The 26,171-nt window shown below is 51.2% G+C and carries 26 protein-coding genes and 1 pseudogene; 16 read left to right on the forward strand and 11 right to left on the reverse strand.

What is annotated here, in order from left to right; translation table 11 throughout:
- Nucleotides 1–158 precede the first annotated feature (158 nt).
- From BLV22_RS11800 to BLV22_RS11820, 5 genes are all read right to left on the reverse strand, one after another.
- Nucleotides 159–947: an ABC transporter permease gene (locus tag BLV22_RS11800; RefSeq protein ID WP_091615527.1), complete on the reverse strand. Its 789-nt coding sequence runs from the start codon at nucleotides 945–947 to the stop codon at nucleotides 159–161.
- A gap of 4 nt (nucleotides 948–951) precedes the next feature.
- Nucleotides 952–1,581: an ABC transporter ATP-binding protein gene (locus BLV22_RS11805; RefSeq protein WP_091615529.1), complete on the reverse strand. Its 630-nt coding sequence runs from the start codon at nucleotides 1,579–1,581 to the stop codon at nucleotides 952–954.
- 105 nt (nucleotides 1,582–1,686) lie between these two features.
- Nucleotides 1,687–2,778: a copper resistance D family protein gene (locus BLV22_RS11810; RefSeq protein WP_091615532.1), complete on the reverse strand. Its 1,092-nt coding sequence runs from the start codon at nucleotides 2,776–2,778 to the stop codon at nucleotides 1,687–1,689.
- Complete coding sequence (locus BLV22_RS11815; RefSeq protein ID WP_091615535.1) at nucleotides 2,775–3,335, reverse strand: copper resistance CopC family protein; 561 nt, start codon at nucleotides 3,333–3,335, stop codon at nucleotides 2,775–2,777. Before BLV22_RS11815 ends, BLV22_RS11810 begins: the two co-directional genes overlap by 4 nt.
- A 261-nt stretch (nucleotides 3,336–3,596) precedes the next feature.
- On the reverse strand, nucleotides 3,597–3,935 hold the full coding sequence (locus tag BLV22_RS11820; RefSeq protein WP_281241111.1) for a PTS sugar transporter subunit IIA: 339 nt from the start codon (nucleotides 3,933–3,935) through the stop codon (nucleotides 3,597–3,599).
- Between BLV22_RS11820 and BLV22_RS11825 the strand changes: the two are divergent.
- The 4 genes and pseudogenes from BLV22_RS11825 to aroA all read left to right on the forward strand — a co-directional run.
- A pseudogene (locus BLV22_RS11825) lies at nucleotides 3,888–4,253 on the forward strand (family 4 glycosyl hydrolase); the annotation flags it as partial. The gene BLV22_RS11820 and the pseudogene BLV22_RS11825 overlap by 48 nt on opposite strands.
- Before the next feature lie 121 nt (nucleotides 4,254–4,374).
- A complete protein-coding gene (locus BLV22_RS11830; protein ID WP_176967758.1) occupies nucleotides 4,375–4,716 on the forward strand; it encodes a YolD-like family protein in 342 nt (113 codons plus the stop codon).
- Nucleotides 4,717–4,784: 68 nt separating this feature from the next.
- Complete coding sequence (locus BLV22_RS11835) at nucleotides 4,785–5,081, forward strand: hypothetical protein (RefSeq protein ID WP_091615543.1); 297 nt, start codon at nucleotides 4,785–4,787, stop codon at nucleotides 5,079–5,081.
- Nucleotides 5,082–5,159: 78 nt separating this feature from the next.
- The gene (aroA, locus tag BLV22_RS11840; RefSeq protein ID WP_091615545.1) at nucleotides 5,160–6,506 is read left to right on the forward strand and encodes a 3-phosphoshikimate 1-carboxyvinyltransferase; all 1,347 of its coding nucleotides are present in this window, start codon (nucleotides 5,160–5,162) and stop codon (nucleotides 6,504–6,506) included.
- Nucleotides 6,507–6,550: 44 nt separating this feature from the next.
- Here aroA and BLV22_RS11845 read toward each other — a convergent pair whose 3' ends face one another.
- Together BLV22_RS11845 and BLV22_RS11850 are read right to left on the reverse strand one after the other, a co-directional pair.
- A complete protein-coding gene (locus BLV22_RS11845) occupies nucleotides 6,551–6,880 on the reverse strand; it encodes a four-helix bundle copper-binding protein (protein WP_091615548.1) in 330 nt (109 codons plus the stop codon).
- A gap of 107 nt (nucleotides 6,881–6,987) precedes the next feature.
- Nucleotides 6,988–8,079 carry a nitric oxide synthase oxygenase gene (locus tag BLV22_RS11850; protein WP_091615551.1) on the reverse strand — a complete coding sequence of 364 codons (1,092 nt, stop codon included), beginning with the start codon at nucleotides 8,077–8,079 and terminating at the stop codon, nucleotides 6,988–6,990.
- A gap of 189 nt (nucleotides 8,080–8,268) precedes the next feature.
- Here BLV22_RS11850 and BLV22_RS11855 point away from each other — a divergent pair, with 189 nt between their 5' ends.
- Entirely contained in the window at nucleotides 8,269–9,243 is a 975-nt protein-coding gene (locus tag BLV22_RS11855) for an NAD(P)H-quinone oxidoreductase (protein ID WP_091615554.1), read from the forward strand.
- Between the two features lie 40 nt (nucleotides 9,244–9,283).
- On the opposite strand, the gene uvsE is transcribed toward BLV22_RS11855, so the two are convergent.
- On the reverse strand, nucleotides 9,284–10,243 hold the full coding sequence (gene uvsE / locus BLV22_RS11860; protein ID WP_091615643.1) for a UV DNA damage repair endonuclease UvsE: 960 nt from the start codon (nucleotides 10,241–10,243) through the stop codon (nucleotides 9,284–9,286).
- A gap of 168 nt (nucleotides 10,244–10,411) precedes the next feature.
- On the opposite strand from uvsE, the gene BLV22_RS11865 reads away from it, so the two are divergent.
- From BLV22_RS11865 to allB, 10 genes are all read left to right on the forward strand, one after another.
- Nucleotides 10,412–11,311, forward strand: a complete 900-nt coding sequence (locus BLV22_RS11865; protein WP_091615556.1) for an ABC transporter ATP-binding protein — start codon at nucleotides 10,412–10,414, stop codon at nucleotides 11,309–11,311.
- Nucleotides 11,308–12,912 carry an ABC transporter permease gene (locus tag BLV22_RS11870; protein WP_091615559.1) on the forward strand — a complete coding sequence of 535 codons (1,605 nt, stop codon included), beginning with the start codon at nucleotides 11,308–11,310 and terminating at the stop codon, nucleotides 12,910–12,912. The genes BLV22_RS11865 and BLV22_RS11870 overlap by 4 nt, the downstream gene beginning before the upstream one ends.
- Nucleotides 12,913–12,939: 27 nt before the next feature.
- Nucleotides 12,940–13,548 carry a TetR/AcrR family transcriptional regulator gene (locus BLV22_RS11875; RefSeq protein ID WP_091615561.1) on the forward strand — a complete coding sequence of 203 codons (609 nt, stop codon included), beginning with the start codon at nucleotides 12,940–12,942 and terminating at the stop codon, nucleotides 13,546–13,548.
- 146 nt (nucleotides 13,549–13,694) lie between these two features.
- On the forward strand, nucleotides 13,695–15,314 hold the full coding sequence (locus BLV22_RS11880) for a PucR family transcriptional regulator (RefSeq protein ID WP_176967759.1): 1,620 nt from the start codon (nucleotides 13,695–13,697) through the stop codon (nucleotides 15,312–15,314).
- A gap of 157 nt (nucleotides 15,315–15,471) precedes the next feature.
- Complete coding sequence (locus BLV22_RS11885) at nucleotides 15,472–16,782, forward strand: nucleobase:cation symporter-2 family protein (RefSeq protein ID WP_091615566.1); 1,311 nt, start codon at nucleotides 15,472–15,474, stop codon at nucleotides 16,780–16,782.
- A gap of 14 nt (nucleotides 16,783–16,796) precedes the next feature.
- Nucleotides 16,797–18,374, forward strand: a complete 1,578-nt coding sequence (gene pucL, locus BLV22_RS11890; RefSeq protein WP_091615568.1) for a factor-independent urate hydroxylase — start codon at nucleotides 16,797–16,799, stop codon at nucleotides 18,372–18,374.
- Nucleotides 18,375–18,725, forward strand: coding sequence for a hydroxyisourate hydrolase (uraH, locus tag BLV22_RS11895; RefSeq protein WP_091615571.1), 351 nt, complete (start codon nucleotides 18,375–18,377; stop codon nucleotides 18,723–18,725).
- 27 nt (nucleotides 18,726–18,752) lie between these two features.
- Nucleotides 18,753–19,994, forward strand: a complete 1,242-nt coding sequence (gene allC, locus BLV22_RS11900; RefSeq protein WP_091615574.1) for an allantoate deiminase — start codon at nucleotides 18,753–18,755, stop codon at nucleotides 19,992–19,994.
- A gap of 14 nt (nucleotides 19,995–20,008) precedes the next feature.
- Nucleotides 20,009–21,262, forward strand: a complete 1,254-nt coding sequence (locus tag BLV22_RS11905) for a pyridoxal-phosphate-dependent aminotransferase family protein (RefSeq protein ID WP_091615576.1) — start codon at nucleotides 20,009–20,011, stop codon at nucleotides 21,260–21,262.
- 15 nt (nucleotides 21,263–21,277) lie between these two features.
- Nucleotides 21,278–22,612, forward strand: a complete 1,335-nt coding sequence (gene allB, locus BLV22_RS11910; RefSeq protein WP_091615578.1) for an allantoinase AllB — start codon at nucleotides 21,278–21,280, stop codon at nucleotides 22,610–22,612.
- A 19-nt stretch (nucleotides 22,613–22,631) separates the two neighbouring features.
- On the opposite strand, the gene BLV22_RS15100 is transcribed toward allB, so the two are convergent.
- The 3 genes from BLV22_RS15100 to iolG all read right to left on the reverse strand — a co-directional run bounded on the left by BLV22_RS15100 (nucleotide 22,632) and on the right by iolG (nucleotide 24,731).
- Nucleotides 22,632–22,784 (reverse strand): hypothetical protein, encoded by a 153-nt coding sequence (locus BLV22_RS15100; protein WP_176967760.1) that lies wholly within the window; start codon nucleotides 22,782–22,784, stop codon nucleotides 22,632–22,634.
- Nucleotides 22,785–22,892: 108 nt separating this feature from the next.
- On the reverse strand, nucleotides 22,893–23,690 hold the full coding sequence (gene iolB / locus BLV22_RS11915; RefSeq protein WP_091615581.1) for a 5-deoxy-glucuronate isomerase: 798 nt from the start codon (nucleotides 23,688–23,690) through the stop codon (nucleotides 22,893–22,895).
- 15 nt (nucleotides 23,691–23,705) lie between these two features.
- A complete protein-coding gene (gene iolG, locus BLV22_RS11920) occupies nucleotides 23,706–24,731 on the reverse strand; it encodes an inositol 2-dehydrogenase (RefSeq protein ID WP_245724087.1) in 1,026 nt (341 codons plus the stop codon).
- Between the two features lie 257 nt (nucleotides 24,732–24,988).
- Between iolG and iolC the strand changes: the two genes are divergently transcribed.
- The gene (iolC, locus tag BLV22_RS11925) at nucleotides 24,989–25,990 is read left to right on the forward strand and encodes a 5-dehydro-2-deoxygluconokinase (protein WP_091615587.1); all 1,002 of its coding nucleotides are present in this window, start codon (nucleotides 24,989–24,991) and stop codon (nucleotides 25,988–25,990) included.
- Nucleotides 25,991–26,171 lie beyond the last annotated feature (181 nt).

Raw genomic sequence — 26,171 nt, forward strand, 5'->3', positions numbered from 1 at the left:
CTGTAATAATTTTTCTTTCACGTTCATCCACTCCCCCAATATGGAAACGAATACCTTCTCTTATTCATATCGGGCAAATGGAAAAAAAAGTGAAGCTTTTCAAAAAAGCAGCCTGAAGGAATATATGCCTCTGACGTGTAGATAAAGCAGTCGTTCTGTTACTCCTTCAGCTGCATACGCTCGTTAAAATAGGTCTTGTAGCCGAGCTGGGTAAATAAAATAACGGTGAGGGCGACGGCCCCGGTAATGCCCAGAAGAATAGCGATCTGGTAGCCGATCGCCGTCACAGGATTGACGCCGGAGATAATCTGTCCAGTCATCATTCCGGGCAGAAACACGATCCCTGCGCCGACCATGCTGTTAATCGTTGGAAGAATGGCCGCATCGAAGGATTGATTTACAACCTTACGGGTGGCCTGGTTGGGTGTTGCTCCGAGCATGAGCGCTGCTTCCACCCGTGAGCGCTGGCTGTGCAGGTGCTCTGTCAGCGTCTGGACCCCAAGGGTAATACCAGTCATGGAATTGCCGATAATCATCCCCGCAATCGGAATGAAATAGCGGGGGTTAAACCACGGAGCAAACTGGATGACTACGAAGTTGAAATACAGCAGGCTGAGGACGGTGCCGATGCTCATTGATACAGCAATCGCCCGCTTCATTTCCCGGGTCAGAGGACCACGGACGCGCTGAAAAATATTCCAGATCGCAAAGCCGAGCATAAAAAGGACAATCAGCGAGGTGAGCCAGGGGCTCGGATTTTCAAATAAAAACATGAGCACATAGCCCATTAACAGCAGCTGAAACGTCATGCGGAGCGAAGAAATGAGTATTTCTTTTTCCCGGGGAATTTTCCTCCAGCGCACAATGGCGAGCAGAAGAACGATAAACACGTAGGCGGCAAGAATCTGCCAGAATGATAGCTCGATAATAGAGGTGCTTTCAGTCATGATTTCATACCTCCCCGCCAGTAAATGAATTTGAGTGAACAATGCGGTCAGCAAAATGGTCAGCCATTGCCGTCGCATGGCTGATAAAAATAACTCCTTTAGCAGAACGCCGTGCTTCAGCCAGAAATCGTTCCATGACGTTCCATTCCATGTCTTCATCGAGCGCTGAGGTCGGCTCGTCGAGTAAATAGACATCGGGGGCGGCAAGAAGCAGGCGGGCGAGGGAGAGACGCTGCTGTTCTCCGCCGGACAAATTTTCGGCAGGTTCACTGAGCTTTTTATCAAGCATACACTGCTGCGCCGCAGCAGTAAGCTTTTCCTCAGAAGCTTCTTCCCTCCCGCTGAACAGTCTTCCGGCCTGAAGGTTTTCAGCTACTGTTTCTCCAAACAGCACCGGCTGCTGCGGAAGCATCATCACCTGCCTGCGCAGCTCCACAGGCTCCCACTCGGAGAAGGGTTTTCCCTGGTAGGAAATGGTGCCGCTTTCCGGAGTGACCAGATAATTGAGCAGACGCAGAAGAGTTGATTTTCCCGAGCCGCTTGGACCAGTAACGGCAGTAATGGCATCCGCAGGGATGGTAAGCTGCTTCGTGTTAATAATGTTTTTATACTTTACGTCATTCAACTGAAACATAAAACGGCTCCTTTCATTAGTATAAATTATTACCCGGAAATAACAGGCGGGTAAATAAAAAAGCACTCATGAATACTTCCATGAGCGCTTGGGCAGATTGCCTGCTCAGACAAAATCCAGAATATATACGAGACCGGTATATGCACTCAGCACAAACATACAGCCGAGAACGAAAACGCTGAACGGTGAGCGTCCGCGATGAAAGCTCTGCGCCATCAAGTATAAGAATCCAATAGATAATAACACACTTAAAATGGTGATGGGATGCAGCTGTAGCTGAAAGGAAGCACTGTCCGGCACGGAAGCAGGGTAGAGCACATGAAACAAAAAGGCCGGGTTTTCATAATGCAGACTGCCGCCTGGCTCCTGCTCGGTCATAAAAGCAGTAATCACAAAGATGAGCATAGCGGTCAGGCTTTCTGCACGCAGCCACTGCCGTGGATTGTAATCCGTGCTCTGCTGCAGGCGCCTGCGGATGAATATTCCGTTAAAAAGAGCAAAAAGGAGAATAACAATATAAAACAAATGCTTCCATATGAGCGCTTCGCCGTATGGAAGAGCCCATGAACCGATAAATGGGTCTGTCAGCAGCTGTCCCATGATTACGCCGGTAAAGGCGATAATGATGACACACATGACAGCGATCAGCGTGAACCATTCCAGAAAAGAAGCCCACTGTTTATAGGAAACGGCAAACCAGCTGACCATCAAAAGTGTGCCAATCCACAGACTCACGGCAAGCAGATGGAAAAAGTGAAGCGTCCCGCCGATGAGCGGAATCGCATTGGCAGCGTGGCCAGATGCTCCCAGAGCGCCAATCATTCCCATAATAAGAACGAGGCCGACAACGGCAGCAGCACGCGGCATGCCCGTGGAATGAAAGAAAAGAATAAATATCCCAAGCAGAAAAAAGCTCAGGACAAACAGGACTACCCAGCTCTGGCCTACTTCGTACTGGAACAATATGCGCTCGAGGGCCCCGAAAAAAGACATGTCCCTGCCCGAAGCTATCGTGCGGGTGAGCTGGACGATGGGAACGAAGGAAACGGCCGGCAGGAGGGCTGCGGCTGCTGCCGGAACGAAAAACGGAATGGAAAGAGCCGGCCGGTGCGTTGAGGGAATAAGCTGAAGCAAAAGCGTACCGGCAAGTACAGCGAAAAACAAATACTGCAGAGCGTTGCCTGCTGCGAGAATCATGTCCGGCGTTTCAGGCGGAACAGAAACAGGGCGACGATGGCGGCGACAAGACCGAGACCGATCAGTCCGATGGTTATGCCGAATCCGGAGCCGGCTTCTTCTTCATTAATGGCGCTTTCGGTCTGGCCTTCCGCGTTTTCTTCCGCTCCTTCCGCGTTGTTTTCGGAAGAGGAGGCGTCATCGGAGGTGGCCGCTTCTTCTTCGGATGCTTCTTCTACGGTGAAGGAAGAGCTGTCCTCCATAATGTGGCCGTCTTCACTGACAATATCAAAAGAGGCTTCGTATTCTCCAGCTTCGAGCGGCTCTTCCATCGTTATATTCAATTGATCCCCGGGTTCGATGGAAACATCGGCGGTTTCCACGTCATTTCCTTCTGCATCTTTGACCGTCACTCCGTTGTAGTCTTCAATAGGACCGTCAAAATAAAACGTGATGTCTTCCGGTGCTTCCACCGTGGCCCCGTCTTCAGGGTCGGAGCTTTCGAGGTGTGTATGTGCTTCAGCCACTGCGGGCGAAAGCAGGAAACCTGCGGCTAAGCAGGCGATTAAACGGCGCATAGGTTTTTCCTCCTTTTATATGAACGAGAACGTGATTATAAGCTTCTTCTTCCTTTATATCAAAGAATACGTTCGAAAAGGAGGAAAGGATGTGAATAATTTACGAAAATCGTTTTTCAGGAAGTGAAAGTAGAAGAGGAAGGGCGTTTCTCTGCTTGAAGAGATTAAGAAGAGACGAGGAGCTGGAGAAACCCTTCAGCAGTTTCTGCTTTTAACAGCCTTTGAATTAATTTCGGCTGTTCAATCACCCGGCCGAGCAGCTCATACCTCTCCTGAAGATCTTTGGTGCTGTTTTTTTACATTTAACAGGCAGACAAGCTGCACATGACGCTCGCCCCAGCGAACAGGCTTATCGAGCGTACAGAAGCTCAAAAATGTTTCCTCTGTTTTGGGCATAACCGGGTGGGGGATGGCGACAAGGCTGCCGAAGGCAGTCGAGGCCACATTCTCCCGTTCGAAGACAGAATCGAGAAAACCATCATCAATTAAATGCCGGGCAGACAACTCCCGTTTGAAAAACATGAGTATCTGTCGAGTAGTGGAAAACGGTTGGTGATCAATTCGATATATAATGACACCCGGGACATCCAGCCGGTTAATACGAGAAACCGCGGTGCCATTGCAGGAATTCCGGCGGAGTCGGCGGTGGAAGTCAGCTCGGTCATTACGAAGGACAGCTCCAGGCCGGTGGCTGTCGGGGAGCTTCCGATGGCAGTCCAGGGACTCGTGCAGCAGATCAAGTCGTTTGAACGGGTCGCTGCTGAAGCTGCGGTGACGGGAAACTACCAGACGGCTCTTCTCGCGATGACCATTAATCCTCTCGTTCCGTCCGACACAAAAGCAAAACAGATGCTTGATGACATGCTCGAAGCCCACAGGGAGCATTTGCCGCAGTTTTTCCAGATAGAAAAGGCTTGAAATGATGAAGGTCTCCGAATGCCGGAGGCCTTTTTTGTCAGAAAAATTTTTCCATAGTTTAAAGATGAACTATAAAAAGAACAAACGTTCGTGTATACTGAAGCGAAAGGAGGCGTTACGGATGAAAGAAAACAAATTAACCCCGGGGTCGAATATGCGATGGGAATCCAGCCGGATGATTCTGCCGGAGCACCGGGAAATGTGGCTGCGTCATCAAAAAGAGGACCGGATGAAGTTCAGGCCTCTCTGGGATGAGCAGCAGCTTGAGGAGTTTTCCCATCGCCTTCAGGAGGCTGTGGCGGCTGGAGCGGAAGTAACGCTTCATGTGTTTGACCCTTATGCAGAAATAAAAATGACCGGAAAAATTCTGCAGCTGGACGCGCTGAACAAAACAATTAAAATAGAAGCAGGCGGGGACATCCGTCGTGTGGACGTGCAGGATGTTATGGATCTGGAAACGTAAACGCATGTTTTTGAAATATGCGTGAGGGAAAGAAAGACAAGAAAAGAACTCGAAAGGGAGAGGATGAAATGAAGAATAAAAAATTCAGCAGAATTTCTTTAACGTCCTCCCTGGGAGGTTTCGGGCTGATTGCTGTATCTATCATTGTTTCCGCCGCGTTTTCCCTTCCTGACAGCAGCCCCATCGTGCCGTTATTCGGGTCGCTGCTGACGATCGGCATTCTGCTGCTTGCACTCAGTGCATTTATGAGCATGATTGCTTTTTCACGCCGGGAACCGGGATGGATGAAGCTGAGCGGCTGGATTGTTATGGCAGTGATTCTGCTCTGGTTTATGGTCAGCCCGGCGCTTACCGGGGTGGTATAAGTCTTCGGGAAAAAGCTGGTTGCGCGCAGTACTGGTTCGTGGTGTAATGTAGAAAAAGATGCAGAGGACGGATGTTTTATGAGTACACCAGATTTTCGGGCCCGCTCGCCGTGGGCATCATTAACGGATGTAGACAAAGTGCACGTTTCTCCAGTTTCGCCCGGGTCGATTCAGACCTCTTTGACGGTGCCGGGAAGCAAAAGTTTTACGAATCGGGCACTGATCATGGCCGCGCTTGCAGAAGGCACGTCCACCCTTTCAGGCATTTTAAAAAGCGATGACTCGTACTGGTGCCTCGGCGCTCTCCGGGCGCTTGGCGTAAAGTCCGAAGTGGAAGGAGATACGGTCACGATCCACGGATGCGGCGGTCGGTGGCCGGAGGAGGACGCAGAGCTTTACATAGGCGCTGCCGGTACTACAGCCCGTTTCCTTCCGGGGCCGCTTGCAGCAGCCGGGAGCGGGGTTTACAAAGTTGAAGCGAGCAAACGGATGAGTGAACGTCCGGTGGAGCCGTTAATGGAAGCCCTGGAAACGCTCGGGGCCGATGTTCATTACATAGATAAAAAAGGGTTTTACCCGCTTGAAATTCATGCGGGCGGGCTCCCCGGTAAAGAAGTGACCATTTCCGGGAAATTATCGAGCCAGTTTATCAGCGGCCTGCTGCTGACGGGCGCCTATACAGAGGAAGGCCTGCGTATCCGGATTCCGGATTACATTGTGCAGCATGCCTATGTACACATTACGCTCGATTTAATGAATCAGTTCGGGGTGCCGGTCACGTACAATGAGGATTTAACCGATATGCAGGTGCCGGCAAAGAGCTTTCAGGGCCGGAGCATGGCGCTTGAAGCAGATGCGTCGACAGCCAGTTATTTTATGGCACTTGCGGCACTCACGGCCGGAACGGTCCGTATAAATAATTTAACGATGGACACCAACCAGCCGGATATAGGAATGGTGGATGTGTTTGAAAAGATGGGGTGCCGTGTGGAAAAAGGTGACACCTACATTGAAATTGCAGGCCCGGAACAGCTTTCGGGCGGGTTCGAGCTCAGCATGAAGGAAATGTCCGATCAGACGCTGACCGTCGCTGCCCTGGCTCCGTTTGCCGATGCGCCGATTACTATCCGGGACGTGGAGCATATTCGTCATCACGAATCAGACCGCATTCACGCAGCCTGTACAGAGCTCCAGAAAATGGGCATCCGTGTGGATGAATACTCGGACGGTCTAAAAGTATACCCGGGGACACCGATCGGCGTGTCGCTTCACTCGTACGATGATCACCGGGTAGCTATGGCCCTTTCACTGATTGGGGCGAAGGTGCCCGGCATCCATATTGAAGATCCGGGGTGCGTGTCGAAAACGTGTCCGACCTTCTACGATTTGTTTGAAGCAGCCGGCGTACCGGTGAAATTTTCATAAAAAAAGCCCTCTCCATTTTTTAGGAGGGGGCTTTTTCGCAGAAATTATGAAGCAGCAAGCTCCCGGCAGGCTTTTTCGCAGCGGTAGCAGGCATCGGCGCAGTCTTTGCAGTGCTGGTGATCGTGCTTGGCACATTCATCTCCGCATGCTTTGCAGGCTTCTGCACACAGCTGAGCGGTCTCTTTCATCAATGGACTATTGGACTGGATGGCTTTAGCCGTCATGGCGCAAATATCTGCACATTCGCGGTCAAGACGTATACATTCGGCCATCATTTTCACGTCGTCTTCCTGCAGGCAGTCGTTAAAGCACTGATTGCACTGCTTCATACATTCGATGCAGGCTTCGAGGCATTCCTTCTGTGTAGAATTCATATTCATCATCCTTTCTAATATTAGGTTCTGGTATAGGGGTTCCCGGAAGGGGTATTTATTCAAACGTAAAATATGTAGAAGCAGGCGAAGCCTGCTTCTTTGGATCATTATTTATAAGGGTGCTGCTGGTAAAAGAAATTCGGGGTGTGCATGATATTGCGGTAGGAGCTGTGAAAAATATGAGTAGCGGCAGGCGATACCGGCGGAATCAGCCACGTCCAGTCACCGGTTACTTCCCGCCCTGCTTTTTGTTCCTGCTGCTCAAACCGGCTAAACTGCGAAGCGGCCGTGTGATGATCCACCATGCTGACGCCTGCTTTTTTATACGAATGCAGCACGGCGCGGTTCAGCTCCACAAGTGCCCGGTCCTTCCATAAACTTCCCGCGTATGCCCGGTCGATGCCAAGCGCGTCTGCAACCCGTGGGAGCATATCGTAGCGATCCGGATCTGCGAGGTTCCGGGCGCCGATTTCCGTTTCCATGTACCAGCCGTTAAACGGCGCGGCCGTATACGTGATACCGCCGATCTCCATTTTCATATCCGAAACAATCGGCACGGCGTACCATTTTAAACCGAGCGTGGAAAAAGCATCGCTATCCGGATGGGTAACCGGAACTTCGAGTATTTCTTCGGCTCGGAGCGGAAACCACCGGGGGGCGCCTTCGTTTACCTGAACGACCAGGGGAAGAAGATCAAACGATGTTTCTGCACCCTTCCATCCCAGCGATTCACAGTATTTTGTGAAAGCAACAGACTGCGGGTCGCCAATGATTTCCCCGTCCCGCTCGTAGCCAGCGTAGCGGATCAGCTGGTAGTTCCATATGCGCATCCGCTCCTGCCCATTTTTGACAGAAGGAAATACAGAGATAGCTGGAATGATTTTCCCGCCGTTTTCTGCGTAATGGATATGGTGGCGAAGCGCTTCAGCTGTCTGCTCTTCAGTACACACGTCCCGGCAGTCGATGACCTGCAGGCTTTTCCAGAAAAACCGCCCGATGCAGCGGTTACTGTTGCGCCAGGAGACCTTCGCTCCGAATGACAGCTCCTCAAACGTATGCTCGTAATGCCCGGAAGCTTCAATCTCCTGCTCTACGTTTTCCCAGCGCGCCTGAAAAACTTCCGAGGGTTGGTCTGTTTCCCGGTAATATTGCTCTAAAAATGCGTATGCGTCCTGTTTTAATGCTTCTATATTGGTCATTATTTGTCTGCACCTCAGTTTTTGCCTTTTTTCCATTATAAAGGTATTAGCTGCTATTATCGAAAAATCAATCTTACAAAAGCTATTTCCCGGGAAATAGATAACAGTAGTAGATAGACGTACGAGTTGACACGTCCTTCGAGGAAGCGAATACTGGAAACGAAAGATAAAGGGAAGTGAGTGATAGCAATGAAAGCAGTAATTACTACAGAAACCGGCGGGCCGGAGGTACTGCAGATTCAGGATCGTGATGCCCCGAAGCCGGAGATGGACGAGGTGTTGATTAAGGTAAAAGCAGCAGCCGTGAACCGGACCGATATTTTAAACCGGGAGGGCAAGGCCGGATATATCGAAAACCCGGTGCTCGGAATTGAAGTGGCGGGCGTGGTGGAAGAAGCAGGCACTGAGAACCCGTTTTCGCCGGGCGACCGGGTCATGGGCCTCGTGAATGGCGGCGGCTACGCAGAATATGCCGTCATGCGGGCGGACCGGGTGATGCGGATACCGGAGGCATTCACGTATGCCGAAGCAGCAGCCGTGCCGGAGGTATTCTTAACGGCCTATCAGACGCTTTATTGGATCGGGCACCTGAATCAGCATGAATCCGTTCTGATTCATGCCGGCGGAAGCGGTGTAGGCACGGCGGCCATTCAGCTCGCGAGCCATCTTTCGTCAGCCCGTGTACTTACTACCGCCGGGTCAGCGGAAAAGCTGGAATTTACTCAAAAGCTCGGCGCAGAAGTACGCATTAACTATAAAGAGCAGAATTTTGAGGAAGAGGTACTTGCAGCTACCGGAGATCAGGGAGTAAACGTAATTTTGGATTTTGTCGGGGCCTCCTATTGGGAGCAGAACCTGAAAAGCATTCAAACCGATGGACGCTGGGTTTTAATTGGTGTGCTTGGGGGGGCGAACGTGCCGAATGTGAACCTGATGAAGCTGCTAATGAAGCGCGTGCAGCTGACCGGCACGCTGCTTACACCGCGGAGCGACGAGTATAAAGCCGAACTGAGCCGGGATTTTGTGAAGCACGCGATGCCGCACCTTGAAGACGGACCCATCCGTCCCATCGTAGACACGGTGTTTTCATTTGAACAGATTGCGGATGCGCACCGGCATATGCAGGACAATAAAAACATCGGAAAAATCGTATTGGAATGGTAAAAAAAGAGAGCCTGCGTTCAGGCTCTTTTTTTATTGGTCTTCATTTCCACCGGAGCTCTGCCCCGCCAGTCCGTGTCACGTTCCGCCGCGAAGCGAGGTCCCTGACGAGCTGCAGAAGCGCATAGTCCTTCTGCTTTGCTTCAATCATCCCATCAATAGGCTCGCCGATCTGCTTTAAGGCCTGAAGAAACGGAAGATTAAAATCGGGGTCCACGTAGTCGGCATGGCTGCGGAACGCCTCGGCCGATTTCGGAGAGGAAAGATGGATTTTCGGCCGGCTGTCGGTATGTGCCCACGTATCGATAAACCGTGGCAGCAGCTCCTCCAGACGTTCATCCCCGGAGTGATTAGCCTCAAAGTGATGATAATCAAACATCATTGGAATTTTTTCCTGTTCACAGACAGCGAGCACGTCGCTTGCTGTGTACGTCTTATCATCATTTTCCAGAGTCATCCGTGCCTTGATTTTTTCGGGTAGCTGCTGGAGGTTTTCGTGAAACCTTTTCACCGCCGCTTTTTTGTCCCCATAGGCTCCCCCGACGTGTAGATTGATCCATGCTCTCTGTTCGAGACCCATTGCTTCAAGCATATGGTAATGGTACTCCATGTCCTGCACAGCATTGGCGGTGACATTCGGCTTGTCGCTTGTGAATAACGTAAACTGGTTCGGGTGAAAGCTTGGACGGATATTGTGTTCACGCACGAGTCTGCCGATTTCCTTGTATAAATCCGCAAAAGGCGTTATGTAATCCCAGGCGGCGTCGTCATGAGTGGCAAGCGGCGCAAGAGAGGACGAAAAACGGTACAAGGGAATGTCGTGGGCGATATTGTAATGAAGCATGCGGATCGTGTGCTCCAGATTTAAACGGGTGACCTCCCGCAGTTTATCCTCGCGGCTGTCCGGGTCCATTTTCTGCCAGCGTGTCAGTGTCATTGTTTTTCCTGGAGAAGCGTCCCAGAGAGCGAGAGCCTGAGATACGTAGCCGAGTCGTAAAGTCATCATACATACTGCCTCCATTTTCAGATCTTTGTTACACATACCCAGAAATTCGCAGACGTAGTCTTCAAAGGCAGGGGCATGAAAAATAAACCGTGACTTAATTGAACGAATATTATAAAATAGTTTAAACGATAAAAATTAAAAAGTTCAATTTAGGGGGGTGTAGACATGAATGAACTGGTGAAATTAGAGGGCGTGTCAAAATATTTTGGGAGGCATGCGGCGCTTGAACATGTGGATTTGACGATCCGCGAAGGAGAAACGGTAGGATTTCTCGGCCCGAACGGCTCCGGAAAGTCCACGACGATTCGGGTAATGCTTGGTCTGTTGAAAAAAAGCGGTGGTGAAGTGAAACTGTTTGGCAAAGACGCGTGGACCGAGGCCGTAGATATTCATAAACGGGTGGCTTACGTACCGGGTGATGTGAACGTCTGGCCGAATTTAACCGGCGGTCAGGTGATTGATGTTCTGGGAAAGCTGCACGGTGATTTTAATGAAGAGAAACGCCAGCAGCTGATTGAACGTTTTCAGCTCGATCCGCGGAAAAAAAGCAAAACGTATTCGAAGGGAAACCGTCAGAAGCTGGCACTCATTACGGCGTTCGCCTCGGAAGCGGATTTGTATATTTTTGACGAACCGACCTCGGGTCTGGATCCGTTAATGGCTTCTATCTTCCGGGAGTGCGTACGGGAGCTGCAGCAGGAAGGAAAGGCTGTGCTTCTTTCGAGCCATATCCTGGCAGAGGTGGAGGAGCTGTGTGATCGGGTCAGTATTATTAAAGAAGGGAAAATTATTGAATCCGGAACGCTTGAAAAGTTGCGGCATTTAACGCGTATTTCCATTACGGCAGAAACGAAGCAGACAGCCGCTTCTTTAGCGGAGCGAAGCGACATCCACCAGTGGAAAGCAGACGGGTTGAAAGTGCACTTTTACGTGGATGCGGAAGGACTGGCGCCAGTCATGCAGGAACTCGCAGCAGCAGGTGTGGTTTCACTGGAGTCAAGGCCGCCGACGCTCGAAGAGATTTTTCTTCGCCATTATGAATCGAAGGCAGGGGAAGCCAGATGAACATGTCAATGTTCACAGGAACGGGCAGGCTGTTTCGGGTAATGCTCCGGAAAGAAAGAGTGCGCCTGCCTATTTGGATCGTTTCGATTTCAGTACTGTTTCTGCTCAGTATTCTCAGCTTTCCGGAGACGTATCCGACGCAGGAAGACCGGCAGGGCCGGGCCCTGCTTTTAGAAAGTCCGGCACTCCGGGCGATGGCCGGGCCCGGCTATGGGCTTGAAAACTATACGTTCGGTGCGATGATTACAAATGAGATGTTTTTATACGTGGCGGTGGCGGCTGCGTTTATGAGCATCTTCATGATCGTCCGCAATACAAGGGCAGAAGAGGAAAGCGGACTATCGGAGCTTGTGAAAGCAGGAGTGGTCGGCCGGGTCAGTATGTCCACAGCTGCTTTTTTACTGATGGTGCTTGCGAATCTCTTCATCGCCATCATTATCATTTCCGGCATGCCTTATACGATAGAGGGGCTCAGCTGGGAAGGGTCGCTGGTATTTGGGCTCGGGGTCGCCGGTGTCGGAATCATGTTTGGCTCTATCAGCCTGTTGATGGCTCAGGTGAGTGAAAGCGCCGGAGCGGCATCCGGCATCAGCTCTGCGCTGCTTGGCCTGGCGTTTTTATTCCGGGCCGTCGGCGATGTGGCTTCTGTAGATGCGTGGCGGTGGCTGTCACCGATTGGGTGGGGCCAGGCAATGCGCGCCTTTGTGGATGAGCGCTGGTGGCCGCTCGGTTTATTCGCCGGAGGTATTATACTGCTCGCAGTGGCGGCTGTTTATATAGACTATCGCCGGGACGACGGGGCCGGGGTGCTGCGGGTTCAGGGCGGGAAAGCCCGGGCCGGGGGCGGTTTGACACACCTGCTTGGGCTGCAGAGCTTTTTATTTCGCTGGGTTTTTCTGAGCTGGGCAGCCGGTGCGGCCCTGTACGGAGTGGCAATGGGGGCCATAAGTGAAGAAGCTGCTGACTTTTTTGCGGATAATCCAATCGGGGAAGATTTTCTCGTCCAGGCCGAAGGAGCGACGCTTGCAGAATCGTTATTTGCCACGTATATGGCCTTTCTCGCCATGCTCGCAGCAGGCTATGCTCTGCAGGTGATGACCAAAATGATCCGGGAGGAAAAGAGCGGCCGGGGAGAAATTCTGCTGGTTCAGTCTGTGCCGCGTCCGCGGTGGATGCTTGATTATCTCCTGATTTCCTGCGTGGGGAGTTTTATGCTGCTTGTGATCAGCGGTATTGGCGCCGGAGCGCTTTACGGCTACTACACTGAAAGCGCAGACGGGGCATGGAAGGTGTTTTTCGCTGCCATCGCACAGACGCCGGCTGTCTGGATATTTATTGGACTGGCGGCTCTGTTAATGGGCCTGTGGCCAAAGGCGCTGTCACTCGTCTGGCTTGTGTATACAGCGTTTACCCTGATCGGGCTTATTGGACCGCTGCTTCAGCTGCCGGACTGGGTGAGTGATATTTCACCATACGCGCAGATTCCGGGGGTGCCTGCAGAGGAATGGACACTCTGGTCGACAGTAATTCTTCTGGCAATATTCGCCGTTTTTACAGCAGTCGGAATGTATATGATCAGAAAAAGAGACTTGGTCATTTAAAGAAAGGATAGAAATGGGGAAGCAGCCGTGGCGTACAATAAAAAACGACGAACAACGAGAAAAAAGAAAGACCTGGTCGAAACCGCGCACCGTCTGTTTCTGCAGGAAGGGATAAAAGCGGTCACCATCGGGCAGCTGTGTGCGGAAGCAAGTGCGAGCAAAGCCACATTTTATAAATACTTTTCAGACAAAGAAGGCATTTTAAGCGAAATGCTCGACGGTGTGATGCAGGAGTCCAAAGGTAAAATGGAAGAACTGATTGTAGAAAGCAGAAAGCACGGGATGACCGAAGATATGCTTTTGAAGATATTTGATATGAAGGAATACGAATCGTTTTTTCAATCAAGCTTTCTCACGGAATTAATGCAGGATTATCCGCATGTACTGGCCGATTACAGCAGCCGGGGCGAGAAGATAGTTATGCCGGTGTTCCGGGAGCTGGTGGAGCTGGCAAAAACGCAGGGCATACTCCGGGAAAATATAAATATTGATTTTTTCATGTCGTATGTGATCTCGCTCCGGCAGATGATGGCCTACCGGATTCAGCAGGGGGATGATGTGCCGGGGAGCATGACGCTTGAAGAATATCAGACGCATTTTTATGATTTGTTTTTGTACGGTATCGTCAAAAGATAAGCAGAAGAGCTGCCGGCTGCCGGTGGCTTTTTTGTGATTGCTGGAATTTCCACTGGCGGGAGAATTACTATTTCTGCTACAGTAAAAGTTAAAATAACCAATTGTTTTATAAAAGGTTGGATATGTATCACAAGGAGGCGGAAACGGTGAACATAGGAGAAACGCTGCAGCGCCCAGTTTGGAAAGATGCAACACTGCTTGCTGGCAAAGACGGGGACATCCGGGAGATCCGGCAGGTGAATATGATGGATGCACCGGACATTGTAGATTATCTGCAGGAGGACGACCTGCTGGTGACGACAGGCTACCATTACAAAGACCGCCCCGGGGAGTTGAGTGTGCTCATCGAGCGGATGGACGCCGTGGGGTGCGCCGGCATTGGGCTTAAAATCGGGCGTTTTCTGCAGGAGCTGCCGGAGAGCGTCATCGAAAAGGCGGACGAGCTGCAGTTTCCTATTATTGCCCTGCCGGAGGATATCGGTCTTGGAGCGATGGTCAATGATATGCTTAACGACATGCTTTCGGTAAGGACAAGGGAGCTGCGCGAAGCGTTAAACATCCACCAGCGGCTGACCGATCATGTGATGCATGGAAAAGGCCTGACGGCGCTGCTTGAAGAAGTATGCGACTACATCGGTTTCCCGGTCCTGCTGCTGGATGCATATGACCGCCCGATCTATGCAGGCGAAGGGATGGAAAAAGCGCAGGCGGTACTCGAAGCGCACCGGCGGGCAAAACGGGATCTGTTTTTAACCGGCAGCACCTACAGCAGCTTCTGCGTGCGGGAAACAGCACAGACGTACACACTGTTTCCGGTGCGGACGCACGAAACGCGCAGCGGGTGCCTCGTGATTGGCGGCGAAATTCCGATTTATGACAATGGGCTTGTGCTTATCATCGACCAGGCGGTAAACGTGATCGGGTTCGAACGCATGAAACAGAGTGCCATCGCTCAATATGAACGAAGAGCCCGCGACGAATTTTTTCAAAATTTCATTAATGGAGGCTACTCGTCCGATGAAGAAGCGCGAAACCGGGCGGAGGAAATGGGGCTGCCAAACAGCCGGAATTACGGCTGCGCCGTCGGCATGCTTGATCCTGAACCCCGGCATCCGGTCACCTATACCCAGCAGCAGCGGGAGATGGATCACATGTATGAATACATTGAAGGCGAATTGGACAAATGGCGTTCCCCGGCCTGGTTTTTCAAAAAAGAACGGCAGTGTATTATTTTATGGGAAGCGGAGCAGCTGCAGGCAGAAGCAGATGAAGATTCGGTGAAGGCACTGCGGCAGCTGCAGGAAGGAATCCAGCTTTTTTTTGACCGCTCGATATCCTTTGGCATCGGAAACACGGCCAGGTCGTTTCTTGATACCCCGGCGTCCTATAAAGAGGCGGAAAATACCTTGTACAACAGCCAGCTCACCGGCGAACGCGGGTTTATCCGCTCCTATTATACAAAGGATATCGCCCAGCTTCTCCGGCTGCTGCCCGCCGAAGAGCTGGCCTCGTTCAGCCACTCGGTCCTGCAGGAACTTACAGAGGGGAGCCAGGAGGATCAGGGGCTTGTGCAGACGTTATCCGTCTACCTCGAGTCGCACTGCCACGTGGCTGATACAGCGAAACGGCTTTACATTCACCGCAATACGGTGCTTTACCGCCTGGAAAAATGCGAGGAGCGCTTAGGGGTTTCATTGAAAAATCCCGAAACGACTATGCGGCTGCGGCTGGCTTTGCGGGTGCAGAACGTCCTCTCCTCGGAATGATGTAAGATAATCTGCACAAAACCCTTCGTTTTCTTAATGATTATAGATGAAATGCCCAAAACATTTTGATAATTTTATATAGAACGACTAATGAATCAAGTCCGGACCTCCTATAAGATGGATAGTAAGGTAATAATAAAAGGAGGAACACCTAATCATGGCTAACGGAACCAACGGGCTTCGGACTTTTTCATTGGGACTTCAGCACGTACTTGCAATGTACGCCGGAGCGATACTCGTTCCGCTTATCGTAGGACGCGCATTGGAGCTTTCAGCAGAACAGCTGGCATACTTAGTGGCAATTGACCTGCTTTCCTGCGGTGTAGCAACCCTGCTGCAGCTGTGGAGAGGAAAACATATCGGCATCGGGCTGCCTGTCATGCTCGGAGTATCATTTGTAGCAGTGACACCGATGATCAGTATTGGCACCAACTACGGCATAACAGCTATTTATGGATCGATTCTTGTGGCCGGGCTGTTTGTCGTTATCTTTGCCAGATTTTTTGGAAAATTACAAAAGGTGTTCCCGCCGATTGTGCGCGGCACAGTCGTAACGATTATCGGGCTTTCGCTTATTCCCACCGGAATTAAAAATATGGCCGGCGGAGAAGGAAGCGAAAATTTCGGCTCTCTTTTTAACCTGCTTTTATCTGTCAGCGTACTCGCCGTGATCATTCTTTTATTCCGGATGTTTACAGGGTTTATGAGGTCGCTCGCCGTCCTGATCGGTATTGCCGGCGGCACGATAGCCGCAGCAGTAATGGGAAAGGTCTCCTTTGGAGAAGTGATGGAAGCCTCGTGGTTCCATTTTCCTCAGCCGCTGTACTTCGGCATGCCGACATTTGAAATTGGGCCGATTATCACGATGATCATTGTGTGCAGTGTGATTGTCGTTGAAACGACCGGTGCTTACTACGCAGTTGCCCGTATTACGGATCGTGAGCTGAACGAAGACGACCTGGTCCGGGGCTACCGCTCTGAAGGGCTCGCAGTCATTATCGGCGGCTTTTTCAACGCTTTTCCCTACAGTACCTTTGCCCAGAATGTGGGTCTGCTCGAGCTGTCAAAAGTGAAAACGAGAAACGTTATTTTCTCGGCAGCTATGACGCTGATTGTCCTGGGGCTGATTCCGAAAGTTGCGGCCCTGGTTGTTATCATTCCAACACCGGTGCTTGGCGGGGCGACCGTCGTCATGTTTGGAATGGTTGTCGTTGCAGGTCTGCAGATGCTCCGCGATGTCGATTTTAATGAACAGTCGAACCAGATGGTGGTTGCGTGTTCCGTGTCGCTTGCGCTTGGCGCCACAGTAGTACCGGAGCTGTTTTCAAGCCTTCCGGAAGGGCTCGCTATCATCTTCGGGGACGGTATTATCACTGGTAGTTTAGCCGCAATTTTCATCAATCTCCTATTTAACATACGGTGGAAGGGGGAACATGTATATAATGAAGAAAAACAAAGTAAAGCTTGAAGGAGGAGTAGTGTATGCTGACTATTGAACAAGTAAACCAATTATCCCGCCGAGAATTTATCGACACTTTCGGAGGTGTGTATGAGAATTCTCCGTGGGTGGCAGAGGCAGTCGAACCGGTGAGACCGATGGAATCTGTTGAAGATCTGCATCAGCGGATGGCAGGCGTAGTTATGACGTCCGGGGAAGAGAACCGGCGTGCGTTGATCCAGGCGCACCCTGCTCTCGGAGAAAAGAAGCCGATGAGTGAGGAATCTACTTCCGAGCAGGAAAGCGCTGGTTTAACGGAGATGGAAGAAGAGCAGCAGGAAGAACTGCGTATATGGAACGAGCGTTACCAGGATAAGTTCGGTATGCCGTTTATTATGGCGGTAAGAGGAAAGACCACAGAGGATATCTTAGAGGCCGTACAGGAACGTATGGACCATACCCAGGAGGAAGAAGAGCGTCAGGCTATCCGGGAAATTCACCGAATAGCTCTGCTGCGGCTCGAGGTCATCATTGAAGATGAGCGTACGGAAACAATAAGTGAATCAAACGAAAGTGGAGACATGGGCAACGGCGCCGCTGCCGGAGAGCATGGATCTTCTGCAGCGCTCGCGGCAGAGCCGGCCCGCATGTCACAGACAGTGACAAGAACAAGCAGTAAAAAACGGAGAACAATGAGCTACGGCAAAGGCGATGTGTTTGCCTACCGGACGTTTTCCATCCCATTTACAGATATCACGCCAATACCGGAGTCCCCGTATGAGGGCACAAACAATACGATCTTTGGTTTGAATGTGTCCGTCAATATTACCGGGGAAGCCTTCCTGCCGAGCTTTACCGAAGGCGACAACAGTATGGTGGTGGCGACAGATTCCATGAAAAACTTTATCCAGCGTCACCTGGGCAGCTATGAAGGCGCAACGGTGGAAGGGTTTCTTGCTTATGTGGGGGAAGCGTTTCTCGAAAAATATGATCATGTTGAAACCGCAGAAGTATACGCCGATCATCTTCCTTTTGAAAAAGTAAATGTCGATAATACGGGATACAAAAGCGGGGTAGTGTTTAAAAAGTCGCATAATGAAAAACCTGCAGCGATGGTAAAAGTAGGGCGGACGTCGTTCGGGGCTCCGGAAATTATCGAGCAGGAGAGCTATGTAAAGGACGTCCAACTCGTGAAAGTAGTGGACAATTCATTTGTCGGCTTTATCCAGGATGAATACACGACGCTGCCGGAGGACTCCAACCGTCCGTTGTTTATTTATTTAAATATCGGCTGGACATATGAAACACCGCAGACCGCCTTCGGGCAGAACGGGGAAGGCTATGTAGCCGCTGAGCAGGTGAAGGATATTGCAGCTGCTGTCTTTCACGAAACACAGACAGCATCGATTCAGCAGCTGATCTATTATATCGGCCGCCGGGTGCTTGAGCGGTTCCCGCAGCTTCAGGAAGTTTCGTTCGAGTCGCAGAACCATACGTGGGATACTGTTGTCGAAGATATTCCGGGAAGCGATGGCAAAGTATATACAGAGCCGCGCCGCCCGTACGGCTTCCAGCGCTTTGCGGTGCATCGCGAAGATCTGGATGACGAAGGAGAAATATAAATGGGGCTCACAACACATGTGCTTGATCTGGCTTCCGGCCGCCCGGGCGCAGGTATAGCTTTAACGCTGTACCGCCTGGATGGCAGCCGGAAAATTAAAGAAGCCGAACGGGTCACCAATGCAGACGGACGGGTGGATGAGCCGCTGCTGCAGGCAGATGATATTCAAACAGCTGCGTACGAGGTGGAATTTCAAACAGGGGAATATCTCCGGCAGAAAGGATGGACGCAGGAGGAGCCGCATTTTCTGGAAACGGTGGCTCTCCGGGTCACGCTTTCGGCGGAAGAAACGTCCTATCACCTTCCGCTGCTGTTATCTCCCTACGGCTATCAAACGTACCGGGGAAGCTGATTAAAAGCCAGGCAAAGGAGGGAACGTATGGCTGTTCATTCTTCAAACATAATTCAGGATCAGATCGACCAGCTGCTGCAATGGCTTTCCGGCTTTGGAAAAACAGAAGACGGAGGTGTGACAAGGCTTTTATACGATGAATCGTGGCAGCAGGCACAGGAAGCAGTAAAGGGAAAAATGGGGGCAATGGGTCTTGAGGCCCGCTATGACACTGTCGGAAACGTATTTGGACGCTTTGAAGGGACAGAAAAAACGGACAAGGTTGTTATGGCCGGATCCCACATTGACTCTGTCGTGAACGGCGGTATATATGACGGCGCATACGGAGTAGCTGCTGCAATGCTTGCCGTAGAAAGGCTGAAGCAGGCTTACGGGCGTCCGAAGCAGAGCATTGAAGTCGTATCATTCTGTGAGGAGGAAGGAAGTCGTTTTCCGGTCACGTTCTGGGGGTCGGGCCATATTACCGGCAGGCTGGCAGAGGGCGAATCAGAGACCCTGAAGGATACAGACGGCATCTCTATCGGCCAGGCGATGCGGGCATGTGAATTTGAAGCTCCGGCATCGCTTCCGCTCAAGCGTGAAGACATAGACTCCTTTATCGAGCTTCATGTGGAGCAGGGGGGCACGCTGGAAAAGACGAATGCTTCTGTGGGAGTGGTGTCAGATATTGTCGGACAGCGCAGATATCACATTACCGTGGAAGGAGAAAGCAATCACGCCGGAACCACTCCGATGCCGGAACGCAAGGATGCGGTGGTGTTATCAAGTGAACTGATTACAAATATCACCGCCATGGCCAGGCGGAAGGATGAAAGCATGGTGGCCACAATAGGCAAGATGGAAATTACGCCAAACGTACCGAACGTGATCGCTTCTAAAGTCGTTTTCAGCCTGGATGTCCGTCATCACAGCAAAGCGCTGCTTGAAGAATTTGAGCAGGAGCTCGAAAATCTGTACGCCGTGCAGGCTGAACAATGCAGCATGAACGTTTCTTCGAATTGCTGGATGGAAGTGGAGCCGGTACCGATGAGCAGGGCAGTATATGAAACGATGCATAAAGCTGCTGAAAGCCTGCAGATCCCCTCTCAGCTGATGATCAGCGGAGCCGGGCACGATGCGCAGGTAATGGGCAGCTATTACCCGACTGCACTGTTATTTGTGCCAAGCGAAGCCGGTGTAAGCCATTCACCGAAGGAATATACCAAATCCAGTGACTTAGAGCAGGGAGTAAAAGTGCTTGAAGAAACCCTGTTTCGTTTAGCGTATTAGAAAGGAGAGTAAATATGGGCTATCACCAGGAAATTCAGCCGCCGCTCCGCACGATCATGACTCCGGGCCCGGTAGAGGCGGACCCACGGGTGCTCCGTGCCATGAGCACCCCGGTGGTCGGACAGTTTGATCCGGCTTTTACGAGTATTATGAATGAAACGATGGAGCTTCTGCGCTGCATCTTTCAAACCGAAAATGAATGGGCCTTTCCGGTAGACGGTACTTCCCGTTCAGGTATTGAAGCAGTGCTTGCGAGTGCGATTCATCCGGGGGACCGAGTGCTGGTGCCCATTTATGGACGGTTTGGGTATCTTTTGACCGAGATTGCTGAACGGTACGGCGCAGAGATTCACACGCTCGAAAAGGAATGGGGCACTGTCTTTTCCCCGGAAGAAGTCATAGAGGAAATGGACCGGGTGCAGCCGGATATTGTCGCGATGGTGCACGGCGAAACATCGACTGGCTGCATTCAGCCGCTTAAAGAAATCGGGCACGCCTGCCGGGCACGCGGGATCTACATTGTAGTGGATGCGGTGGCGACGATCGGAGGAGTGCCGGTCAAAACAGATGAATGGTGTCTCGATGCGGTCATCGGCGGTACGCAGAAATGCTTCAGCGTTCCGTCCGGAATGGCTCCGCTCACGTACAATGAGCGCCTCGAGCGCCGCTTTCAGGAGCGGAAAAAAGTGGAGCGGGGAATTGCGACAGAGGCAGACAAACAGCCGGAAGCACCGATGATCCGGAGTAATTACTTTGATCTCAGTCAGCTGCAGGACTACTGGGGCCCACGCCGTTTGAATCATCATACCGAAGCGACGTCGATGGTTTATGCGCTTCATGAAGGCGCGAGGCTGATCGTCAACGAAGGACTTGAATCCCGATTTGCCCGGCACCGCTACCACGAGGAAGCGCTGACAGCTGGTTTGAAAGCAATGGGTCTGTCGCTGTTTGTAGAAGGCGAAACGAAGCTCCCGGTCGTCACCTGCATTAACGTACCGGAAGGCATTGACGCAGATGAGGTCCGCAAAATGCTGCTCGGGCAGTTTGGAATTGAAATTGCCTCGTCCTTCGGGCCGCTGCACGGAAAAATCTGGCGCATCGGCTCCATGGGCTACAGCTGCCGAAAGGAAAACGTGCTGGCCGTGCTCGGAGCGCTCGAATCGGTGCTTTTATACGCCGGAGCCCCGGTGAACCCCGGCACTTCGCAGCAGGCAGCACTGTCCTTTTACATGCAGGAAAAAGATACAAAAGCAGCGGCTGAAGTATAGGAGGACACATAAAGAATGTATGATCTGCTGATTAAAAACGGAACCGTCGTCCGCCCCCTCGGGACAGAAGCAACCACGGTGGCGGTCTCGGACGGAAAAATAGCAGCCTTTGGCGTTTCTGATGAAACCAAAGCAAAAAGCGTGGTAGACGCTGATGGAATGCTCGTAATGCCGGGAGCGGTAGATATTCACGTTCATTTCAGCGAGCCCGGCCGGGACTGGGAAGGCTTTGAAACAGGGGCCCGGATGCTTGCAGCGGGCGGCATCACTACTTATATGGATATGCCGTTAAACGGTATTCCTTCTACGATCACCACCGAAAATGCAGAAGAAAAAGCGGCGCTCGGCCGGCAGAAATCTGTCCTGGACTTTGGGCTTTGGGGCGGCCTGGTGCCCGGAGGAATAGAACACATTCCAGCCATGGCGGCACGGGGCATACGCGTATTTAAAGCCTTCATGTCGCCGAGCGGTAACCCGGAGTTTGAACGGTCGGATGATGAAACGCTGTTGCGGGGCATGCAGGTGATTGCTGAACACGGAGGAATGCTCGGCCTTCATGCAGAGAGCGCGCCGGTAGTGAGCACGCTCAGCCGGCAGCTCGAGGAGCAGGGACGCACGGAAGCGGATGATTATTTAGCTTCCAGGCCGGTGGAAGCAGAGCTCGAAGCGGTGCAGCGCGCCCTCGTTTTTGCGAAACAGACAGGCTGTCCGCTTCACTTCGTACATATCAGCTCCGCAGAGGCGGTGGAGGTGATTCAGCACGCAAAAGCAGCCGGGCAGGACGTTACACTCGAAACCTGCGCTCATTACCTGATGTTTGACCACGAAGCGCTGCGGACACGCGGCGCCGAAGCAAAATGCGCACCGCCGTTACGGGGGACTCCGGTGCAGCAGGAGCTGGTGTCCAAATGGAAGCAGGGGGCGATAGATATGGTGACCTCTGATCATTCACCGTGTCCGGAAGAGTTGAAAGAAGGCGGGCTGTGGCAGGCGTGGGGAGGTATTTCGGGTGGTCCATACACGCTGTTAAGTGTCCTCGAGCTAACAGCAAAGCACGGCCTGCCGTGGGAGCAGGCAGCAGCCTGGACTGCAGAGAAACCGGCGGACCGTTTTGGGCTGCGTCAAAAAGGGAGCTTGGAAAAAGGGAAGGACGCAGACTTCGTGCTGGTCGACCTTCACGAAGAAACGGCAGTGGCACGCCAAACGATGCATATGCGTCACAAACACAGCTTGTTTGAAGCCCATCGTTTTCCGCACCGGATCCATTCGGTCTGGCAGCGGGGGATAGAAATTTATAACGGAAAAACGGATACATTTACAAACAGACAAGGAAAGTGGCTGCAGGAATAATGATCCGGCAGCCACTTTTTCAGCGCAGAAGGCGGTTAATGAATTTACGTGCTGTACGGTTGGCCGAGCGGCGCGCAAGGCGTTTTCCCAGGGAACCGTTTTTGGCTGCCTTTACATCACCAGAAACACGGTTTGCTTTTAAAATCGTACGTGCGAGCTTTTGAAAAGCCATCTGAACATTCCTTTCCGTGAATTTCTTTTTGTATAGTATATATCCTTATTTGTACAAAAATAAGCCTCCAAATGATTTTTCATTTGAAGGCCCGGCAGCAGAAAAGGCTTATTTCAGCAGCCACTCGTGATCCGGATCGTTATGGAACTTCCATTTACGCACCGGCCCGGCCATCACATTCAAATAGTAAGCCTGGTAGCCTGCAGGAGCCGCCACCGGATGGTAGCCTTTAGGTACCATCACTACATCGTTGCTGTTTACTACCATTGTTTCATCAAGGTCTCTCGGATCGTCGTAAACGCGGTGAATCAAAAAACCGCCTTCTTCCGGATCCACTTTATGAAAATACGTTTCTTCAAGATAGGACTCGTGCGGAAGGTTTTCGGTATCGTGCTTGTGCGGCGGGTAGCTCGACCAGTTTCCTTCCGGTGTGTATACCTCCACCACGAGAACGCTCTCGGCTTCCTCAGAGTCCGGGAGGATATTATGCACTCTCCGGGACATGGATCCGGAGCCGCGGTCTTCTGTGCCTACATCATCCGGGCCGATCAGGCGGGCGTTATATTTTCCGGTTGCCGGTGCCTTACAGACGGCGAGTTCAATATCTGTATTCGCCTTTACCTCAAAGCGGTCCCTGGCCGGAACGTATACCGAATACGGCGGAATTTTTTCAAAAACACTCATGCGCTTGCCGAGATTTTCAAAGGAGTCATTGCTGGTCTGGATGTCTGCTTTACCGCTCAACAATACGAGGCATGCTTCGTTATCGCCGGTTTCGGCCTGAATGCTTTCGCCCTCCTGCACACGGTATACCTGGAAGCCGACATATTTCCAGCCGGCGCTCTCCGGGGTAACATCGTGGATTTTTTGTGCGGTGGTATCTGGTTTTACAACTAAGTTTGGCATACATAAACATCCTTTCTAAGAGGTTTCAATCGTTTCGGATTCCAGATCAGCAACATACACGGTTTTCTTTTCTTTCCAGGCTCTTGCTGCAGCCAGGGCAGCCGTCTGGGCGGCAATTCCGTCATCGCCGGTGCAGACAGCCGGGGTATTGGACTGCACGGATTCAGCGAACATCGCAATCTCGCGCTCGAACGCCGTTTGATACCGTTCTAAGAAGAAGTGCACCGGCTTTTCCGATTTAATAAAATCGTCCTGCCACCATTCCACCTGATGGATTGGCTGATTTGGCACCGTGGCTGCCCCGTTGGAGCCAAACAGCTCGAGACGCTGGTCATAGCCGTAGACTGCCCGCCGGCTGTTTTCAATCACACCGACAGCCCCGCTTTCAAACGTTAAAGAGATAACAGCCGTATCAATGTCGTCGTAATCATTGAACCGCTTATCGGTCAGTGCACCGCCGTGCACAGAAATCGCCGCAATATTTTCTCCCATAATGTAGCGGGCCATATCAAAGTCGTGAATGGTCATATCCACGAACAGCCCACCGGATTTCGCCACGTAGTCCATTGGAGGCGGGGAAGGGTCGCGGGAGACGATCTGCAGCATCTCCGGGGTGCCGATCTGGCCGTTCAGGCGCATTTTACGCACCTGCTGGAAGGAAGGGTCAAAGCGTCGGTTAAAGCCAAGCTGAAAAATAAGGCCTGCTTCCTTGGCCGACTTGACGACCCGGCGTGATTCTTCAATATCAAAGCTGATTGGCTTTTCACAGAAAATATGTTTTTTGTTTTGAATGGCCTTGTCAATCAGAGAGATATGCTCTGAGGTGGCAGCGCAGATGAAAACGGCATCAATTTCGGGATCATGAAGAATATCTTCGGCATTGGACGTTACGTACTGCGGAGAAAAGGCCTGCTCGATCGTTTCAAGAGCAGAGGTGTTTATATCTGCCACAGCCCGGAGGACAGTGGCAGGAAGATGATGAAGGTTTTCTATATGCAGCCGGCCGATGCGCCCGGCGCCGATGACACCTATATTAACCATATGCGGAGCCTCCATAAAATGTATTTTGAAGAAAGCGCTTAACTTAATGTGAATTATACATTAATGAATCGCTTACATCAATCAAAGAATGGGATTTTTCAGAAAACATGTGCCAGCTTTTAACCTTTAAATAGAAATTAAAGAAAAATCAAAAAAATACTTTACATCTGAATGCGCTTTCTTTAGAATCAAACGTATAGACGAGGAAAGCGCTTAACCATAAATCGATTAAAATAACGAAGGGTGGTTATGTTTTAATGGAATTTCCAAAAAACCGTTCAAGGGATCTGGTTGGCATGGGCCGGCTGACGATTGACATGAACGCGAACGAAATCAACCGTCCGATGGAAGAAACGCGGACGTTTACAAAATATGTGGGAGGATCTCCGGCAAATATTACAATCGGCGCATCGAGACTTGGTCTGAGCACCGGCTTTATCGGCAAGATAGCAAACGATCAGATGGGTAATTTTATCCGCGGCTATTTTGAAGAAAACAACATTAATACGGAAAATGTAATAACAGATGACACGGGCGCGGTGACCGGGCTTGCCTTTACGGAGATTATCAGTCCGGAAGACTGCAGCATACTTTTGTACAGAGACAATGTGGCGGACCTGAAAATCAGCCCGCTCGAAATTTCCGAGGAATACATTAAAAATACATCCGCAGTAATGTTTTCCGGCACGGCGCTTGCTGCGAGTCCTTCCCGCGAAGCGGTATTTCTCGCGGCAGAGTATGCGCATAAACACGGAACGAAGGTGCTTTTTGATATTGACTTTCGTCCGGCGACGTGGAAATCAAAGGAAGAAACCGCCACGTACTACAACCTGCTGGCTGAAAAAAGCCATCTGATTATTGGAACAAGAGACGAGTTCAATATGATGGAAAATATGGAGTCAGAAATGGATGGAAGCGACGATAAGACTGCCGCGAAATGGTTTAATCACTCGGCAGAAATTGTGCTGATTAAGCACGGGGCCAAAGGGTCATTTGCCTACACGAAAGACGGGGACTATTTCACCGGAAAAACCTTTGAAACCGAAGTGCTGAAAACGTTCGGGGCGGGAGACGCCTATGCTTCATCGTTTGTTTACGGTCTGATTCAGGGGTGGGAAGTCGACCGGGCGATGGACTTTGGCGGTGCGTCCGCAGCCATTGTCATTTCCCGTCACAGCTGCTCCGAAGCAATGCCGAAGGCGGAAGAAGTACAGGAATTCATTGATGAAAGTGTGAGAAAAGGTACCATAAAGTCCTAAGAGGCCACGATGCTCAGGTATAATCATATGAAAGTACTTCAAAAAGCAATTCTATAATCTGTTTATACAGAAAGGACGATGAAGAATATGCAGGAACAAGCAGTAACGACATTGAAAAATTTTATCGGCGGCGAATGGGTGGAGTCCCGGTCCGCCACCGACAAGGTGTACAACCCGGCCA

The sequence above is a fragment of the Marinococcus luteus genome, from assembly GCF_900106595.1.
In the GTDB taxonomy this organism is placed as follows: domain Bacteria; phylum Bacillota; class Bacilli; order Bacillales; family Marinococcaceae; genus Marinococcus; species Marinococcus luteus.